17 protein-coding genes are annotated in these 15,607 nt (G+C 73.8%); 4 read left to right on the forward strand and 13 right to left on the reverse strand.

What is annotated here, in order from left to right; all coding sequences use genetic code 11:
• The first annotated feature begins 31 nt into the window (after positions 1 to 31).
• Complete coding sequence (locus ME121_RS03365) at positions 32 to 1,129, forward strand: NAD(P)/FAD-dependent oxidoreductase (RefSeq protein WP_024829342.1); 1,098 nt, start codon at positions 32 to 34, stop codon at positions 1,127 to 1,129.
• 3 nt (positions 1,130 to 1,132) lie between these two features.
• Here the strand turns inward: ME121_RS03365 and ME121_RS03370 are convergent, their stop codons facing one another.
• The 7 genes from ME121_RS03370 to ME121_RS03400 form a co-directional block, all read right to left on the reverse strand.
• Positions 1,133 to 1,849, reverse strand: coding sequence for an LrgB family protein (locus ME121_RS03370; protein ID WP_012320329.1), 717 nt, complete (start codon positions 1,847 to 1,849; stop codon positions 1,133 to 1,135).
• A 3-nt stretch (positions 1,850 to 1,852) separates the two neighbouring features.
• On the reverse strand, positions 1,853 to 2,257 hold the full coding sequence (locus tag ME121_RS03375) for a CidA/LrgA family protein (protein ID WP_012320330.1): 405 nt from the start codon (positions 2,255 to 2,257) through the stop codon (positions 1,853 to 1,855).
• Between the two features lie 15 nt (positions 2,258 to 2,272).
• On the reverse strand, positions 2,273 to 2,734 hold the full coding sequence (locus tag ME121_RS03380; RefSeq protein WP_024829341.1) for a tellurite resistance TerB family protein: 462 nt from the start codon (positions 2,732 to 2,734) through the stop codon (positions 2,273 to 2,275).
• Between the two features lie 113 nt (positions 2,735 to 2,847).
• Positions 2,848 to 3,636 carry a DJ-1/PfpI family protein gene (locus tag ME121_RS03385; RefSeq protein ID WP_012320332.1) on the reverse strand — a complete coding sequence of 263 codons (789 nt, stop codon included), beginning with the start codon at positions 3,634 to 3,636 and terminating at the stop codon, positions 2,848 to 2,850.
• Between the two features lie 16 nt (positions 3,637 to 3,652).
• Entirely contained in the window at positions 3,653 to 4,345 is a 693-nt protein-coding gene (gene tenA, locus ME121_RS03390; protein WP_012320333.1) for a thiaminase II, read from the reverse strand.
• A gap of 3 nt (positions 4,346 to 4,348) precedes the next feature.
• Complete coding sequence (locus ME121_RS03395; protein WP_012320334.1) at positions 4,349 to 5,023, reverse strand: response regulator; 675 nt, start codon at positions 5,021 to 5,023, stop codon at positions 4,349 to 4,351.
• Complete coding sequence (locus ME121_RS03400) at positions 5,020 to 6,501, reverse strand: ATP-binding protein (RefSeq protein ID WP_029359211.1); 1,482 nt, start codon at positions 6,499 to 6,501, stop codon at positions 5,020 to 5,022. Before ME121_RS03400 ends, ME121_RS03395 begins: the two co-directional genes overlap by 4 nt.
• A gap of 288 nt (positions 6,502 to 6,789) precedes the next feature.
• Between ME121_RS03400 and ME121_RS03405 the strand changes: the two genes are divergently transcribed.
• Positions 6,790 to 7,716, forward strand: coding sequence for a hypothetical protein (locus ME121_RS03405; RefSeq protein WP_024829337.1), 927 nt, complete (start codon positions 6,790 to 6,792; stop codon positions 7,714 to 7,716).
• A 52-nt stretch (positions 7,717 to 7,768) separates the two neighbouring features.
• On the opposite strand, the gene ME121_RS03410 is transcribed toward ME121_RS03405, so the two are convergent.
• Positions 7,769 to 9,520: a DEAD/DEAH box helicase gene (locus ME121_RS03410; RefSeq protein ID WP_012320337.1), complete on the reverse strand. Its 1,752-nt coding sequence runs from the start codon at positions 9,518 to 9,520 to the stop codon at positions 7,769 to 7,771.
• 336 nt (positions 9,521 to 9,856) lie between these two features.
• On the opposite strand from ME121_RS03410, the gene ME121_RS03415 reads away from it, so the two are divergent.
• Positions 9,857 to 10,954, forward strand: a complete 1,098-nt coding sequence (locus tag ME121_RS03415) for a calcium:cation antiporter (protein ID WP_059408352.1) — start codon at positions 9,857 to 9,859, stop codon at positions 10,952 to 10,954.
• A gap of 167 nt (positions 10,955 to 11,121) precedes the next feature.
• Here ME121_RS03415 and ME121_RS03420 read toward each other — a convergent pair whose 3' ends face one another.
• Positions 11,122 to 11,865 (reverse strand): FAD-binding oxidoreductase, encoded by a 744-nt coding sequence (locus tag ME121_RS03420; RefSeq protein ID WP_179239965.1) that lies wholly within the window; start codon positions 11,863 to 11,865, stop codon positions 11,122 to 11,124.
• 28 nt (positions 11,866 to 11,893) lie between these two features.
• A complete protein-coding gene (locus ME121_RS03425; RefSeq protein ID WP_059408353.1) occupies positions 11,894 to 12,499 on the reverse strand; it encodes a sulfite oxidase-like oxidoreductase in 606 nt (201 codons plus the stop codon).
• 158 nt (positions 12,500 to 12,657) lie between these two features.
• Here ME121_RS03425 and ME121_RS03430 point away from each other — a divergent pair, with 158 nt between their 5' ends.
• Positions 12,658 to 12,960, forward strand: coding sequence for a hypothetical protein (locus ME121_RS03430; protein ID WP_012320341.1), 303 nt, complete (start codon positions 12,658 to 12,660; stop codon positions 12,958 to 12,960).
• On the opposite strand, the gene ME121_RS03435 is transcribed toward ME121_RS03430, so the two are convergent.
• The 3 genes from ME121_RS03435 to ME121_RS03445 form a co-directional block, all read right to left on the reverse strand.
• The gene (locus ME121_RS03435) at positions 12,930 to 13,898 is read right to left on the reverse strand and encodes a DMT family transporter (protein ID WP_012320342.1); all 969 of its coding nucleotides are present in this window, start codon (positions 13,896 to 13,898) and stop codon (positions 12,930 to 12,932) included. The genes ME121_RS03430 and ME121_RS03435 overlap by 31 nt on opposite strands.
• On the reverse strand, positions 13,895 to 14,170 hold the full coding sequence (infA, locus tag ME121_RS03440; protein ID WP_012320343.1) for a translation initiation factor IF-1: 276 nt from the start codon (positions 14,168 to 14,170) through the stop codon (positions 13,895 to 13,897). The genes ME121_RS03435 and infA overlap by 4 nt, the downstream gene beginning before the upstream one ends.
• Positions 14,171 to 14,381: 211 nt before the next feature.
• Positions 14,382 to 15,518 (reverse strand): branched-chain amino acid ABC transporter substrate-binding protein, encoded by a 1,137-nt coding sequence (locus ME121_RS03445; protein ID WP_059408354.1) that lies wholly within the window; start codon positions 15,516 to 15,518, stop codon positions 14,382 to 14,384.
• Between the last annotated feature and the right edge of the window lie 89 nt (positions 15,519 to 15,607).

Consider the following 15,607-nt stretch of genomic DNA (forward strand, 5'->3'; position numbering starts at 1 on the left):
CCCGTCCGGGCGCGCTGGAGAACGCGAACACATGGAGGTCCTGGTCGTCGGAGCCGGCGTCGTCGGGCTCGCCACCGGGCGGGCGCTCGCTCTGCGCGGGCACGCCGTCATCGTGGCGGAAGCCGAGGACGCCTTCGGCACGGGAGTCTCGTCCCGGAGCTCCGAGGTGATCCACGCCGGCATGTACTACCCGGGCGGATCCGAGCGCGCGCACCACTGCGTCGAGGGCGCCCGGCAGCTATACAACTTTTGCGCGAGTCACGGCGTTCCGCATCGCGCGTGCGGCAAGCTGATCGTCGCGTCCGACGACGGGGAGGCCGAGAAGATCGCGGCGATCCGCCGCCAGGGCGAGGCCAACGGCGTCCCGGGCCTCGAACTCCTCGACGGGAGCGCCGCCCGCCGGCTGGAGCCGAATCTCGCCTGCACCGTGGCGCTGCACTCGCCGCGCACCGGCGTCGTGGATAGCCACGCGCTGATGCTCGCCCTGCTCGGTGAGATCGAGGATCACGGCGGCGCGCTCGCCCTGCGCACGCCCGTCGAGGACCTGAGCCGGCGGGCCGGTCAGTGGCAGGCCGCGTTCGGCGGAGCCGAGCCCGGCACGATGGCCTTCGACGCCGTGGTCAACGCCGCGAGCTTCGGCGCGCCGGCCCTGGCCGCCCGCACGGAGGGCTACCCGGCCGAGCGCGTGCCGACGCTGCGCCTCGCTCGCGGCAACTACTTCGGCTGCACCGGCAAGCCGGCCTTCTCGCGCCTGATCTACCCGGCGCCCCGGATCGACGGCGGCCTCGGCATCCACCTGACCCTGGACCTCGCCGGCCGCACCCGCTTCGGGCCCGACGTGGAGTGGGTCGACGGGTTCGACTACCGGGTCGATCCCGGGCGCGCGGAGGCCTTCTACGGCGCGATCCGGCGCTACTGGCCCGGCCTGCCCGACGGCGCGCTGTATCCGGACTACGCGGGCCTGCGGCCGAAGCTGACCGGCCCGGGCGAGGCGGCGGCCGATTTCCGGATCGACGGGCCGGCCGAGCACGGCCTGCCGGGGCTCGTGCACCTGTTCGGGATCGAGAGCCCGGGCCTGACCTCCAGCCTGTCGCTCGCCGAGGCGGTGGCCGACCGGCTGGACGCCTGAGCCTCAGAACAGCAGGTGCAGCGCCAGGGGCGCGAGGACCGCCGTCAGGAAGGCGTTGAGCCCCATGGCGATGCCCGCGAAGGTGCCGGCGACCTCGCTGACCTGGAAGGCGCGGGCCGTCCCGATGCCGTGGGCCGCGAGCCCGGCCGCGAAGCCGCGGGCGCGCATGTCGCTGATCCGCAGGAGGTTCATCATCGGCGTCACGAGGATCGCCCCGATGATGCCGGTGAGGATCACCAAGATCGCCGTGAGCGTCGGGTCGCCGCCGAGCGCCTCAGCGATGCCCATCGCCACGCCCGAGGTCACCGATTTCGGCGCCAGCGAGACGAGGATCGGCTGCGGGATGTCGAGGAGCCGCGCGAGGCCGATCACCACGGCGAGGGTGGTGGCCGAGCCGGCCGCGAGGGCCGCCAGCATGGGCGCGAGGGCACGCAGGACGGTCGCCCGCCGCTCGTAGAGGGGCATCGCCAGAACCACGGTGGCGGGTCCGAGCAGGAAGTGGACGAACTGCGCGCCCTCGAAATAGGCCCCGTAGGGCGTGCCGGTGATGGCCAGGACCGCCCCGACCAGGACGACCGTGATGAGGACGGGGTTGGCGATCGGGTGCCGGCCGGTCGCGGCGGCGATCCGGTCCGCCAAGACGTAGGCGGTCAGCGTCACGGTGAGCCACAGGAGCGGCGTCTTGGCGAGGTAGACCCAGAGCGAGAAGTCGCCGCCCACGCGTCAGGACTCCCCGTCGGTGCCGCGGCGCTCGACCAGGGCGGCGACGGCGCGGAAGACCAGGACGGTGACCAGCAGCGACAGCGCCGTCGAGACGACCAGCACGAGCGCCAGCTTGGCGCCCTGGGCGCGCAGCAGGTCGAGGCGGCCGACGACGCCGACGCCCGCGGGAACGAACAGGAGCGACAGGTTCATCAGCAGCCCGCGCGCGGTCGTCTCGAGCGTGCCGTCGGTGAGCGGCTTCGGCAGCACGCGCGGCAGTCCGAGGCGGGCGTTGTCGCGGAGCAGCAGGAACGCGAACATCAGGCCCATGCCGATCACCGGGCCCGGGATCGGAACGCCCGCGCCGCGGGCGAGGGCCTCGCCCAGCAGCTGCGCGAGCAGGATCAGGGCCAGACTGGCGATCATCGCGGGCGGCCGGGGCTAGGCGGCCGCGACGCCCTGCTGTCCGCTGCGCCGGGCCGCCGCGACGGCGGCCTCGTCGAAGCCGAGCAGGCGGCCGAGGCGCTCGACCAGGGCCTCCTCGAACTCGTCGACGTGGCCGTCCGCCGCCGCGACCGACCACGCCATGGTCAGCAGCTCCTCGCGCTCGGACCGGTCGGCCTCGTGCGGGATCATCTCCACGAGGCTCGCCACGTCGCGCACCTCCGCGTCCATGGCGGCGGCGCGCTCGATCAGCGCCCGCGCCGCGTCCGGACCGTCGGCGTAGTGGCCCTGCACGAGGCGCGAGAGGCGCTCGCTCTCGGCCGGCGCCAGGATGCCGTCGACGCGGGCGACGTGGACGAGGAGCGCGGTGGCCGCGAGATGCGTCTCGTCCACGGCCTCCTGCGTGCCGACGCCGAGAGCCTCGGCCGCGTAGGCGCGCAGGCGTGCGATCAGGGACATGGCGGCTCCGGGGGATCGTGCACCGCAACAGTTCGGGCCACGGCGGCGCGCCGTCAAGGACGCCGCCGCACGTCGCGCCGGACCGTGGCGCGGTTGCATCGCCGGCGCAGCGCTCACCGACGCGCTGCGGCCTCCGCCCCCGTGACCAGCGGGGCGAGGATCGCCTCGGCCGCCCGCACGGTCGCGGGCCCGGCCTCGAAGGGGGTGCCGGCACTGAAGGGCGGTGCCGGGGCGTACTCGGCGACGAGCTGCGCGGTGCGCGCGTAGGCGTCCCCGCGCAGGCGCGCGGCGAGCGCCAGCCCGAGATCGAGCCCCGCCGAGACCCCGGCCGCGGTGACGCGGTCGCGGTCGAAGACGACGCGCTCCGCCACCGGCCGGGCGCCGAGGAGCGGCAGAACCGCGTCGCGCACGCACCAGTGCGACGTCGCGCGGTAGCCGCGCAGCAGGCCCGCCGCGCCGAGGATCAGCGATCCGGTGCAGACGCTGGCGATCCAGCCGGCCCGGGCGGCGCGGTCGCGCAGGAACGCCAGGAGCGCCGCGTTGCCCATCTGCGCGGGCGTGCCGTCGCCTCCGGGAACGAACAGGACGTCGAGATCCGCCGGGCAGGTCGCGAAGCCGTGGGTCGCCACCAGGGTGAGGCCGGTGTCGCTCGTCACCGGACCGGCCTCCGCGCCGACGAGGTGGAGGCTGCCGGGCGCGAGGCCCGCGAGGAAGGTCTGCGGCCCCACGAGATCGAGCGCGGTCAGGCCGGGATAGACCAGCATGGCGATCCGGACGGGACGGTCCGGCGGGACCGGCGCCGGACCGCCGACGGTGGCCGCCAGGGCCGGACGGAGCGGCGCGGCCAGGGCGGCCGCGAGCGCGGCCGCGACGAGATCGCGGCGGGTCTCCGGCGCGGTCACGGGCGCGCCGGGCGGCTCACAGGGTCCAGGCCGCGTCGCGGTAGGCGCTGTCCCAGAACTGCCACTCGAGCCGGGTGGCCTGCGTGAAGGCCCGGTGCATCCGCGCGCGCTCGCCCTCCGACGCGTCCAGCGCCGCGCGGTCGGTGGCGGCGATCATGGCCGCGACCGCCGCGGCGAACTCGTCGCCCGCGTAGGTGTCGATCCAGGCGCGGTACGGGTTGTCGGGCGCCGCGCGGGCGAAGATATCGTCGCCGACCGCCTTGTAGATCCAGAAGCAGGGCAACAGGGCCGCGCAGAGCACCGCGTAGGGCTCGGCGTAGGCGGTGGCCACGAGGTAGCAGACGTAGTGGTCGCAGGCCGGCGTCAGCGGCGTCGCCGCGAAGGTCTCCGGCCCGATGCCGTAGTCGCGGAAGAAGCCGCCGTGGAGGGCGCGCTCGACGACGATCGCCTCCTGCGCGGCGCGGGAGAACTGCACGATCGTGTCCGGATCCGGCGCCTTCGCGGCGGCGAGGCTCAGCGCCCGGCCGAAGCCGATCAGGTAGTGCGCGTCCTGCACGATGTAGTGCCGGAACCGGTCCTGCGGCAGCGTGCCGGCGGCGAGCTCGGCGTTGAACGGCATCGACCGGATGGTCTCGTAGGCCGCGGCGTTGCGCGCCCAGGCCTCCTGGGAGAAGGCGCCCAGGGCGCCCGCCAGTCCGGGGGACGCCACGGCCTAGCCCTGCCGCTGCGCGTGGGTGACGGCGACGTGGATCAGCTCGGCGAGGGTGCGCACGCCGAGCTTCTGGCGCATCTGCGAGCAGGCGTTGGTCACGGTCTTGTAGCTCACCGACAGGTCGGCCGCGATGGCCCCGTAGGAGCGCCCCTGCGCGAGGCGCGCCAGGATCTGCTGCTCGCGGGGGGTTAGCTGCGATTCCGGCGCGCGGCGGGCATCGGCGCGCAGCATCGCCACCTCGGTCGCCAGGCGCCGGTCGAGGTAGACCTCGCCGACGCGGACCTTGGCGAAGGCCTCGAACAGCTCGGCCGAGGCGTGGTCCTTGAGGACGTAGCCGAGGGCCCCCGCCTCGAGGGCGCGGGCGACGATCACCGGGTCGTTGTGCATGCTGAAGACCAGGATGCGCGTCTCGGGTGCGACCGCCCGGATGCGCCGGATCAGGCCGAGCCCGGCCATGCCGCTGCCCTGGAAGGTCAGGTCGCAGATTACGACCGGCGGGCGGAGCCGGTGGAAGATCCGGTAGCCGCCGACGACGGTCGTCGCCTCCGCGATGGTCTCGACCCCGGAATCCTCCAGCACCCGTCGACAGCCCTGCAGGACGATGGGGTGATCATCGATGACGAGGACCGGCAGGCGGGTGGCGGCGGCGTCGATCTGGGATGCGATGGCGTTCATGCGCTCGGCGCGGTGTTGTTCTCGTCGCCCCGGTCAGGCGGAACGGGGATCGTGATCCGGACGATCGCCCCGGGGCCGGCATTGTCAAGGGCGAAGGTGCCGTCGAGGGCCTCCACACGCTCGCGCATCCCCGACAGACCGAGGCCGGTGCCGTGTTCCGGCGGGATGCCGGTGCCGTTGTCGCGGATGGTGAGGTCGATCCGGCCGCCGGTCTCGGCCGCCTCCGCCTCTACCCGGGTCGCGGCGCCGTGCCGCACGGCGTTGGTCGCGCTCTCCTGCACGCAGCGGAACACCGTGAGGTCCACGAGGTCGCCGTAGCCCCGGGCCAGCCCGTCGAACCGGCCCGCGAAGGTGATGCCGGGATGGCGCTGCCCGAAGCCGCGCAGGAGCAGGTCGAGGCAGGTCGCCAGGGGCGCCTGCCCGAGGCCGTGCGGTCGCAGGCGGTTCAGGAGTTCCCGGTTGACGGTCTGGACCTGCCCGACGATGGCGCTGATCTCGGCCGCCCGGGCGGCGAGCTTCTCGCGGCTCGGCTCGGCCGCACCGGAGGCGATGCGGCCGATCGAGGCCGCGTTCGCCTCCAGGGCGAACAGGCACGGGCCGAACTCGTCGTGCAGCTCCAGGGCCGTCCGGCGGCGCTCGTCGTCCTGCGCGGTCAGGAGTTGGCGGTTGAGGCGGCCGTTGGCGGCCCGGACCTCGCCCAGGGCCTCGGCGACCTTGTTGAACCGCTCGGCGATCACCGCCAGCTCCCGCGCGCCGGGCGGCTCCAGGCGGGCGGTGTAGTCGTGATGCTCCAGCTGGGTCAGGCCGGCGCCGAGCCGCCGCAGCGGCGCGAGGATCCGGCCCAGCGCGATGTAGAGGGCGATCAGCATCGCGGCGTTGATCGCCAAAGTGGTGAGCGAGAGCGCCCGGGCGTAGCCCCAGATCTCGTCGATCTCGTCCATCGGCTGCGTGGTGATCTGCGCCGTGCCGAGCCGATGCCCGTTGACGACGATCGGCAGGACGTGGCGCTCGATCGGCGGCATGATCAGGTCGGCGAACCAGTGCGGCGCCTCCCGGTCGGCGCGCGGGGGCGGCAGCGGCCGGCCGACCTGGTCGCCGTCCGCGTCGAGCACCGCGACCCGGACGTGTCGCAGGACCTTGAAGCGCAGGTCGAGGGTCTGGAGCAGCGTGTCGGGCGCGGCCGTGTCCGACAGGCGGATCGTGTCGGCCACCAGAGACTCGACGGTGGCGAGTGACGCGCGGGTCTCGACGCGCACCGCCGACCGGGCGTTCAGCACGATGACCGCGCAGGAAATCACGGCCGCGAAGGCGTCGATGAGCAGGACCACCGCGACGAGCCGCGCGCGGGTGGACCACGCCGACCAGGGCCAGCGGCGGAGCCGGGGACCGTCCGGCGCGGCGGCCGTCTCGGAACGCGGGGGCAGGTTCGGGCGGGTATCCACGCGGTGACGCATAGCGACCGCGCCGGCGAAGTCCATCGTGCCCGCGGCGGGCGGCGCGCGGGCTGCCGGCCCGAACGCGCTCGGGCCGCACCGCCCGCGCCGGCGCCGACGGCCCGAACACCGAATCTTAAGCGGCACGGCGTAATCTTGTGGATAGCCGCGCCAGGACTGGCTGGGCAGGCAATTCGGACCGACATCATTGCGCCGTATTGCAGCTCCTCTATCGCCACGAGAGTCGAACCACCTTCGAATCCTCGGGGTGTGGCGGCCGGTGAAGGGGAGCCCGGTCGCGCGCGGCGTGTATCGTGTCAGGGACCCCGGCCTATGATCGATCTCAACCTCGACCCGTCCGAGACCCGGCCCGACCGGATGTCGCCGGCCAAGCCCGGGCCGTCGCTGAATCTCAAGGTCGTGCTGTTCGGCGTGGCCGGCGCGAGCGCGCTTGTCGGCTTCGGCGTCGCTGCCTCGACGGTGATGGCCGGGCTCGCGGCCCCGACACCCGTCAAGATCGTCGCGTCCCGGCAGGCCGCGGACTGGCCGGAGCTGAAGGACGGGCTGCCCGCGATCAAGGGCTCCGTCCAGGCGGCGGCCGCCCCGGCGCAGCCCGCCAAGCCGGAGACGCCGGCGCTCAGGATGGTGTCGCTGCCGGAAGCCTTCGCGGCGATCACGCCTGCCCCGAAGGCGCCCGCGCCCGCCCCGCAGCCCGCGAAGGTCGCCGCGGCCCCCGTCGCGCCGACGCAGCGCATCCCGGTCCCGACTCCCGTCACGCCTGTCACGGCCGCGCGGGAAGTCGCGCCGCTGGTGCCGGTCCGCACGGCCGCGCTTCAGACGCCCCGGGCCTCCGAGACGGTCCGCGCTCGCGAGCTCGTCGAGCCGGCCGCACCGAAGCCGACGCCTGTGGTGGAGAGCACCGAACGTCCGGACAAGGCCGAGCGGGCGGAGAAGGCGGAGCGCGCCGAGAAGACCGAGCGTGCGGAGAAGGCCGAGCGGAACCAGAAGGCCGAGCGGTCCGACAAGCCCGAGCGCAGCGAGAAGCCCGCGCCCAAGGCGGCGGCCCGCAAGACGCCGGCGCCAACGCGGACCGCCGACAAGGCGAAGGGCGTCCCGACCGCGACCGTCGCCCAGGCTGAGCCGGCCGAGGCGGAGGACACCGAGGTGCTCGGGATCAAGCTTCCGTCCCTGGCACCAGCCGGGCGGAAGCTGAAGGAGAGCGTCGACGCCCTCGGCGACGCCGTCAAGAACGTCTTCTGATCCGCCGCGCCGGCCCCGATAACGGGGCCGGACGGCTCACGCGGCCCGGCGCTCAGGCCCGGCCCGTCTGGCGCCCGGCCTTGTCGCCCTTGGGCCCGGTGCGCTCGACCTTCCGCTGGTGCTTGCCGGCGCGCGGGCTCGCGAACCCCTTCGGCCCGGCAGGCGGGCCCCTGCGCTCGGCCGGCGCCCCGTCGCCCGCCAGCGCCTCGACCTGGATCTCCGGCGAACCGTTGCGGGCGAAGGATTCCGCGAAGCGCGCCGCCGCGTTGCCCCGCACCTCGAACTTGGTCTCGCGGTCGAAGATCCGGATGGCGCCGATCTCCTGGCGCCCGATGCCGCCCCGGCGGGTCAGCATCGGCAGCAGCCGGCGCGGGTCGGCGTTGTCGCGGCGGCCGAGGTTGAGCCGGAACCAGACCGCCGGCCCCATGGCGGCGATCCGCTCCGGGTCCATCGGGTCGTAGGGCGGCCGCTCGCCGCGGGGCGCGCGGCCCTCGCCCGGATCGCTGACTTCCTCGGGCGCTGGCAGGCGGGTGCGGTACACCCGTGCTAGGAGCGCGGCGAGCTCCTCCGGGCTCTTGCCGGCGAGCAGCGTCTCGGCCAGCGCGACGTCCTCCTCGGCCGGCGGCTCGGCGAAGAGCGGGTCGGAGAGCATGCGCTCGCCGTCGAGCCGACGGATCTCGTCGGCCGAGGGCGGGCCCGACCATTCGGGGCTCACCTTGGCGATGGCGAACATCTGTTCGGCCCGGCGCCGCCGGGAATTGGGGATCAGCAGCACCGAGGTCCCCTTGCGGCCGGCGCGGCCGGTGCGGCCGCTGCGGTGCTGCATGACCTCGGCGTCGTGCGGGAGGTCCGCGTGGATCACGAGGCTGAGCGACGGCAGGTCGATGCCGCGGGCTGCCACGTCGGTCGCGACGCAGACGCGGGCGCGACCGTCGCGCAGGGCCTGGAGCGCGGCGTTGCGCTCGCCCTGGCCCAGCTCGCCCGACAGCGCCACAACGGAGAAGCCCCGCTCGGTCAGGCTGGCCTGGAGGTGCCGGACGGCGTTGCGGGTGTTGCAGAAGACGATCGCGGTCTTGGCGTCCGCCTCGCGCAGCAGGTTGAGCACCACGTGCTCGGTCTCCCGCGGCATGATCCGCACCGCCCGGTAGGCGATGTCGGCGTGTCCGCGGGTCTCGCCCTTGATGGCGAGCCGCAGGGCGTCGCGCTGGTAGCGCTCGGCCAGGGCCTCGATGCCCTTCGGCAGGGTCGCGGAGAACAGGTACGTGGCCCGCTCCGGCGGCGTCGCCGAGAGGATGAACTCGATGTCCTCGCGGAAGCCGAGGTCGAGCATCTCGTCCGCCTCGTCGAGGACCACGGCGCGCAGCGCCGTCGGGTCGAGGTTGCGGCGCTCGAGGTGGTCGCGGAGGCGGCCCGGCGTCCCCACCACGATGTGGGTTCCCTCCGCGAGCATCCGGCTCTCCCGGCGCGGATCCATGCCGCCGACGCAGGCCGCGACGCGGCCGCCGGCGGGGCCGTAGAGCCAGGACAGCTCGCGCTGGACCTGCAGGGCGAGTTCCCGGGTCGGGGCGATCACCAGGGCGAGGGGCGCCGCCGGGGGCGGCAGCCGGTCGGCCTCCCCGATCAGCATGCTGGCCATGGCGAGGCCGTAGGCCACGGTCTTGCCGGACCCGGTCTGGGCCGAGACGAGGAGGTCGCGGGAGCCGGCGGCGGCTTCCAGCACGGCGGCCTGGACCGGCGTCGGGTCGGCGTAGCCGCGGTCGCTCAAGGCCCGCGCGAGGGGGGCGGGCAGGGTCGGGAAAGGCAAGCTTCGGGAACTCTCAACGGCCGTGCCGCGCCCGGCAGCGCGCCATCGCGCGGCGGGGGAATCAGGCGCCGGACTTTATTCGGGTGCCTGGAAGGTAGCGCCAAGCGCGCCGACTGACCACTCCCGTTGCAGCATGGGGCGGTTGCGCGCGCTCGATCCGCGGCGCGGCGGGTGCGGCTCACGACGATCCCACGCCCGACGATCGGCCCCCCACCCGGTCGCCGCGCGGCCGGGAGGCCGACACCGAGGCCGACACCGGTGCTGCGACCTGCTAAGGCACGGTCGAGTCTCGTACATCGCAGCCCCGACGCGATCCGGCCGGAGTAGACGTTCATCATGATGGCAGCTCTGCGGGTGGCGGTAGCCTGGGCGACGGTTCTCGCCTTCGCGTGGTTCGGCAAGGGCTGGCTCGGAGACCTGTCGGACCCCCTGTTCGCGGGGAGCCTGTTCGCGTGGCTGCTCGGCGTGATCGTCTGGGCGGCCTTCGGCGTGGTGCACGAGGCCGAGGAGCTGGCGCACCGCCTCGGCGAGCCCCTGGGCACCCTGGTCCTGACCCTGGCCATCGTCATCATCGAGGTGGCGCTGATCTCCGCCGTGATGCTGTCGGCCAAGGACGCGCCGACGCTCGGCCGCGACACGATGTTCGCGGTGCTGATGATCGTGCTGAACGGCGTGGTCGGGCTGGGCCTCCTCGTCGGCGGCCTGCGCCACCACCAGCAGCGCTACAACCTCCAGGGTGCCTCGGCCTTCCTGTCGGTGATCATCCCGCTCACCACCATCGCGCTGATCATCCCGAACTTCACGAGCTCTACCAGCGACGGGACCCTCACGACCCTGCAGGCGGTGACGTTCTCGGTGTTCACCCTCGCCCTCTACGGCGTGTTCCTGCTGATCCAGACCGGGCGCCACAGCGAGTTCTTCATCGACGCGGAAGTCCCCGAGGCGACGGAGCCGTCGCACGGCGCGGATCCGGTCTCGGGCGGCAGCGTCGCGAAGCATATCGGCCTGCTGCTCGCCAACGTCGTGCCGATCGTGATCCTGGCCAAGAGCCTCGCGGTGATCCTCGACCACGGCATCGCCGCCCTCGGCGCGCCGTCGGCGCTGGGCGGCGTGCTGATCGCCGCCATCGTGTTCACGCCGGAAGGGATCTCGGCGCTCAAGGCGGTGGCCCGCAACGAGCTCCAGCGGGCGATCAACCTGTGCCTGGGGGCGGCCACCTCGACGGTCGGCCTCACCGTGCCGGCGATCCTGACCATCGGGCTGCTCACCGGCCAGACCGTGGTGCTGGGCCTCAAGCCCACCGAGATGACCCTGCTCGCCGTGACGCTGATCCTCAGCGCGCAGACCTTCTCGGGCTCGCGCACCACCGTGCTGGAGGGCGCGGTGCACCTCGTGCTGTTCTTCGTCTACCTCGTGCTGATCTTCAGCCCCTGACAGGCTGTTCGTTTGTACCCTCGGTGGACGCGCCCCTCTCCGTCATCGCGAGCGCAGCGAAGCGATCCAGGGCAGCGCGGCCTCGACGAGGGTGGCACCGTCCGGATCGCTCCGCTCGCGGGACGACCGCGCCGACGTCCCCTCCGATGCGGAAGATCGCGGCGCCTTCAGGCGCCGAAGCGTTCGGTCCGGATCAGACCCGGCGCGACGCCCTGCGCCAGGATCAGGTCGGAGGCCGCGGCCACGAAGCGGTTCGAGCCGCAGAGGAACACCTTCCCGGGTGCCCCGATCCGCGCGAGGGCGTCGGCGACGAGGGGCGCGTCGATCCGCCTGCCGCCGGGCTCGCGCGTCGTGGCGAGATGCAGGGAGAAGTTGGGGTCCGTCTCGGCGAGCCGTTCCAGCTCGGCGACCGCGATCGCCTCCGCGCGGGTGCGGGCCGAGTAGATCAGCGCCGCCGGGATCGCCCGCCAGTTCTGCGCCCGCCGCCGCAGCATCGCCAGGAGCGGTACCACGCCGGAGCCGCCGCCGCCCAGGAGCAGGGGCCCGCCGTCAGGTCCGTCCCAGGAGAACGAGCCGCCGATCGGCCCACGCAGTTCGACCCGGTCGCCGACCTCGGCGCAGTGCGAGAACCAGCCCGAGACCTCGCCGTCCGGCAGGCCCTCGATCATCAGCTCCAGGGTGCCGCTGCCGTCCTGCGCCGAGGCGATGGAGTAGCTGCGCTGCGCCTGGTAGCCGTCCTCCGCGGTGAGCCGGACATCGACGTGCTGCCCGGCCCGGTAGGCCTCGGCGAGTCCGCAGCGCAGCCGGACGCTCTTCACGCGCGGCGTGACCGGCGCGATCGCGGCGATCTCCGCCTCGTGCCAGCGGAAGACGATGGGCTCGATCGCCGGGTCCGCTTCCCTGTCCGTCACCGCGCCAGGCACCGCTTCAGCCACCGTTTCAGTCACCGATGTAGCGCTGCTCACGCCAGGGATCCCCGTACATGTGGTAGCCGCGCAGCTCCCAGAAGCCGGCGGTGTCGGTCTGGGTGAACCGGAGGCCCTTCACCCACTTGGCGCTCTTCCAGAAGTAGAGGTGCGGCACGAACAGCCGCGCCGGGCCGCCGTGATCCGGATGAATCGGCTGACCCTCGTAGCGCGTCGCCACGAGGGCGCGGCCGCCCACGAGGTCGGCCACCGGCACGTTCGTGGTGTAGTCGTCGTGGGATTCCGCCAGGAGGTAGCCCGTCGGCGCGGAGATCGCGGCATCGGCCAGGATGTCGTCGAAGCTGACGCCCTCCCAGGTCGTGTCGAACTTCGACCACTTGGTGACGCAGTGGATGTCGCCGTGCCAGGTGGTGCGGGGCAGCGCCTCGAACTCCGCCCAGCTCCACGCCTTGATCGGCCGGGACCCCTCGCGCAGCGTGAACCGCCACGTCGCCATGTCGACGGTCGGGTTGGGACCGATCTGGAGGATCGGGAAGTCGTCGGTCAGATACTGACCCGGCGGCAGGCGCGCGCCGGTCTCGGGCGGCTGCCTGCGTCCGACGAAGCCCCGTGTCACCATGACGGTCGCCGCTCCTCTCGCTCGCCCCTGGGTTTGGTGCGGCGGAGCACCTCACGTCAAGCCGGCACGTGCGGCCGAACAAACGCCCCAAAGCTCGGGTGTGGTAGCAGCTCTGTGCCGATCGATCGGCACGAATCGCCTGCTTTCAGGGGGATGTCATGAAGTACCTTCTCGCGACGAGCCTTGTCGTCGGGAGCCTCGCCACGCTCGCGCCGGCCGCCCAGGCCCGCGACGGCATCGGCGCCGGCGGCGCGGCCGCCCTCGGCGTGCTCGGCGGCCTGGCCGTCGGCGGCGCCATCGCGTCGGCCAACAACGGCTACTACCCGGGCCGCCCGGTCTACCGCGCCCCGCCGCCGGTCTACGTCGAGGAGGATTACGGCCCGGTCTGCCACTTCGAGCGCCGCCGGACCTACGATGCCTACGGCGACGTCTACATCCGCCGCGTCCGCGTCTGCGAGTAGGCGGCTTCCGGAGTCGCCGCCGCGACGGGCGCCGGTTTCAGGCGCTCGGCGCAGGCGATCCCGGCCAGCACCAGGGCCAGGGCGGCGGCCTCCGTCGTCCCGAACGGCTCGCCGACCAGCAGGACGGCGAGGATCGCGCCGAAGATCGGCACGAGGTTGACGAACAGGCCGGCGCGGTTCGGGCCGATGATCTCGACGCCGCGCATGAAGAAGAGCTGCGCCAGCAGCGACGGCCCGAGGCCGACGAAGGCCACCATCAGCCAGCCCTCGCGGTTGGGCCAGACGGCGTGGCCGGTCGCCCACTCGACGGCGAGCGGCGGCAGCGAGGTGACGAACGCCGCGATCGCCATCGCGGCGAAGAACGCCAGGGCCGGCACCTTCGGGCGCGTCGGCAGGAAGATCGTGTAGCCCGCGTAGAGCAGGCAGGCGCCGAAGACGAGCACGTCGCCGCGGTTGAAGGCGAGGTTCGTCAGCACGGAGAAGTCGCCGTGCGTGGCGGCGAGGCCGGCGCCCACCAGGGTCAGCGCCACGCCCAGCACCTGTCCCGGCGCGACCGGGACCCGGTAGGCGAGCCGGTTCAGGACGATCACCAGCACGGGGATCGCGCCCTGGAACAGGGCGAGGTTGATCGCGCCGGTATGGACGCCGGCCGCGTAGAACAGACAGTTGAAGGCCGTGTAGCCGAGGCCGCCCATCAGCAGGATGCGCAGCCAGTGCGGCCGCAGCAGCGGCAACGCGGCGGCGAGCCGGCGCCCGGCGAAGGGCATGAGCACCAGGCAGGCCACCGCCCAGCGAAGCGTCGTGATGACCTGGGGCGAGACGTGACCGGGCGCCCAGCGGCTGGTGACGGCGTTGCCGGCCCAGAGGAGCGCCGTGACGGTCAGCAGCAGGTAGGCGGGCGCGGCCGAGGAAGTCCGGCTCGCGCGCCCGGCCGTCAACGGCGGCGGAACTGGCCGCCGCGCACCGGCGGACGGGGTCCGGACGAGCGCTCGTCCTTGTGGCGGAACACGAGGCGGCCCTTCTCGAGGTCGTAGGGCGACATCTCGACCGTCACCCGGTCGCCGGCCAGCGTCTTGATGCGGTTCTTCTTCATCTTGCCGGCCGTGTAGGCCACGATCTCGTGGCCCTGGTCGAGCTGCACGCGGTAGCGCGCATCCGGCAGGATCTCGATCACGAGACCATCGAACTGCATCAATTCTTCTTTCGCCATGCACCTTCTCCAGTCGGACCGTCCGGCAGCAGGCGTTCCGGCAATGCGTGTTCGGCTGTCATCGAGCTCGGGAAACGCCGCAGGGCGCGGATCCGATCCGGGGGACCGCCCGCGCCAGCTCAGCAGCACCGCCCGCATGTAGTCCCCGCGGGAACCGGCCGCAAGTCACGGAGGCCGAACACCTTCCGTCATCGACACGATTCGCCGGCTTTCACGGCTCCGCGTCGTTGCCGGCGTAGTCGAGGCGCCCGTCCGGGGTCCGGCGCCAGATCCGCAGGGCGACCGGCGCTCCGGAGCGGTCGCCCCGCGCATCGAAGGCCACCGATCCGAGCAGCGTCCGCGACGGTCCCGTCCGCACGGCCTCCGCCACCTTGCGGCCATCGGCGATGCGGCCGGTCTTCGGGTCGGCGGCGCGGGCGCGCTCGGTCGCCTGCGCCAGCAGCTCCACGGCGGCGTAGGCCGCGGCCGCGACGCTCTCCGCCTCGGGGGACCGCGGCGCCGGGCGGGCGCCGCGCGGCTCGGGCAGGCGCGGCGGGTCGGGAACCAGGGTCATGACGGTGCCCTCCCCGTCCCCGCCGGCCGCGGCGGCGAAGGCCGGGTCGAGGATGCCGTCGCTCGCCACCAGCGTCGCGCCGAGGCCGGCCTCGCGCATGGCGTGGAGCAGGGTCGCGGCCTCCGGCGCGAGGCCGCCGAAATACACCGCGTCGGGGCGCGCCGCCCTCAGCCGCGCGACGAGGTCCGCGAGGTCGCGGGTGCCCCGGGGGAAGCCGTCGAACAGCACCTCCGGCGTGCCGGCCTCCTTCAGCCGTGCCGCCACCGCGTCGGCGAGGCCGCGGCCGAAGGTCGAGCGGTCGCTGACGATCCCGACCCGGCGCCCCGCGAAGGCCTTCGCCAGATAGGCCCCGGCAGCCCGGCCCTGCTGCGCGTCGCTCGGTCCGAGGCGGAACAGGTTCCACAGGCTCCGCCCGGTCAGCGGCCCGTAGGCCGCCGCGGGCGCGACCACGACCGCACCCGCCTCCTCGTAGACGGGCGCCGCGGCCGCGACCGCCCCGGATTCGAGCGGCCCGACCACGAGGCGCACGTTGTCGGCGGCGAACTTCTTCGCGACCGCGGCGGCCTGCCGGGCCTCGCCGCCGTCGTCGGCCGGGACGAGGACCCAGCGCGGGCGCCCGCCCGCGGCGCGGTTGAGGTCGGCCACCGCCTGCTCGGCGCCCTGCCGGAGCCCCTGGCCGTAGGCGGCGTCCGGACCGGTCAGCGGCGCCGACAGCCCGATCCGCACCGGCGCCTGCGCGACGGCCGGGGCGGCCGTCCAGAGAAGGGCGAGGAACGGGACGAGGCGACGGATCATGGCGGCACTCTAGGACCGTCGGAGCCCCCACCGGAAGGGCGCTGGCGGCGGATCGGCGCCGGATGGTTGAGTGGATCGGGACGCTGATG

This window comes from Methylobacterium sp. ME121 (assembly GCF_000974725.1).
Lineage (GTDB): Bacteria > Pseudomonadota > Alphaproteobacteria > Rhizobiales > Beijerinckiaceae > Methylobacterium > Methylobacterium radiotolerans.

What these genes read in the sequence shown, in the direction of transcription:
- ME121_RS03445 (WP_059408354.1), bottom strand. Translation starts at nt 15,518, where the DNA reads ATGATCCGTCGCCTCGTCCCGTTCCTCGCCCTTCTCTGGACGGCCGCC.
- infA (WP_012320343.1), bottom strand. Translation starts at nt 14,170, where the DNA reads ATGGCGAAAGAAGAATTGATGCAGTTCGATGGTCTCGTGATCGAGATC.
- ME121_RS03425 (WP_059408353.1), bottom strand. Translation starts at nt 12,499, where the DNA reads ATGGTGACACGGGGCTTCGTCGGACGCAGGCAGCCGCCCGAGACCGGC.
- ME121_RS03380 (WP_024829341.1), bottom strand. Translation starts at nt 2,734, where the DNA reads ATGTCCCTGATCGCACGCCTGCGCGCCTACGCGGCCGAGGCTCTCGGC.
- ME121_RS03395 (WP_012320334.1), bottom strand. Translation starts at nt 5,023, where the DNA reads ATGAACGCCATCGCATCCCAGATCGACGCCGCCGCCACCCGCCTGCCG.
- ME121_RS03400 (WP_029359211.1), bottom strand. Translation starts at nt 6,501, where the DNA reads ATGGACTTCGCCGGCGCGGTCGCTATGCGTCACCGCGTGGATACCCGC.
- ME121_RS03365 (WP_024829342.1), top strand. Translation starts at nt 32, where the DNA reads ATGGAGGTCCTGGTCGTCGGAGCCGGCGTCGTCGGGCTCGCCACCGGG.
- ME121_RS03375 (WP_012320330.1), bottom strand. Translation starts at nt 2,257, where the DNA reads ATGATCGCCAGTCTGGCCCTGATCCTGCTCGCGCAGCTGCTGGGCGAG.
- ME121_RS03430 (WP_012320341.1), top strand. Translation starts at nt 12,658, where the DNA reads ATGAAGTACCTTCTCGCGACGAGCCTTGTCGTCGGGAGCCTCGCCACG.
- ME121_RS03415 (WP_059408352.1), top strand. Translation starts at nt 9,857, where the DNA reads ATGATGGCAGCTCTGCGGGTGGCGGTAGCCTGGGCGACGGTTCTCGCC.
- ME121_RS03405 (WP_024829337.1), top strand. Translation starts at nt 6,790, where the DNA reads ATGATCGATCTCAACCTCGACCCGTCCGAGACCCGGCCCGACCGGATG.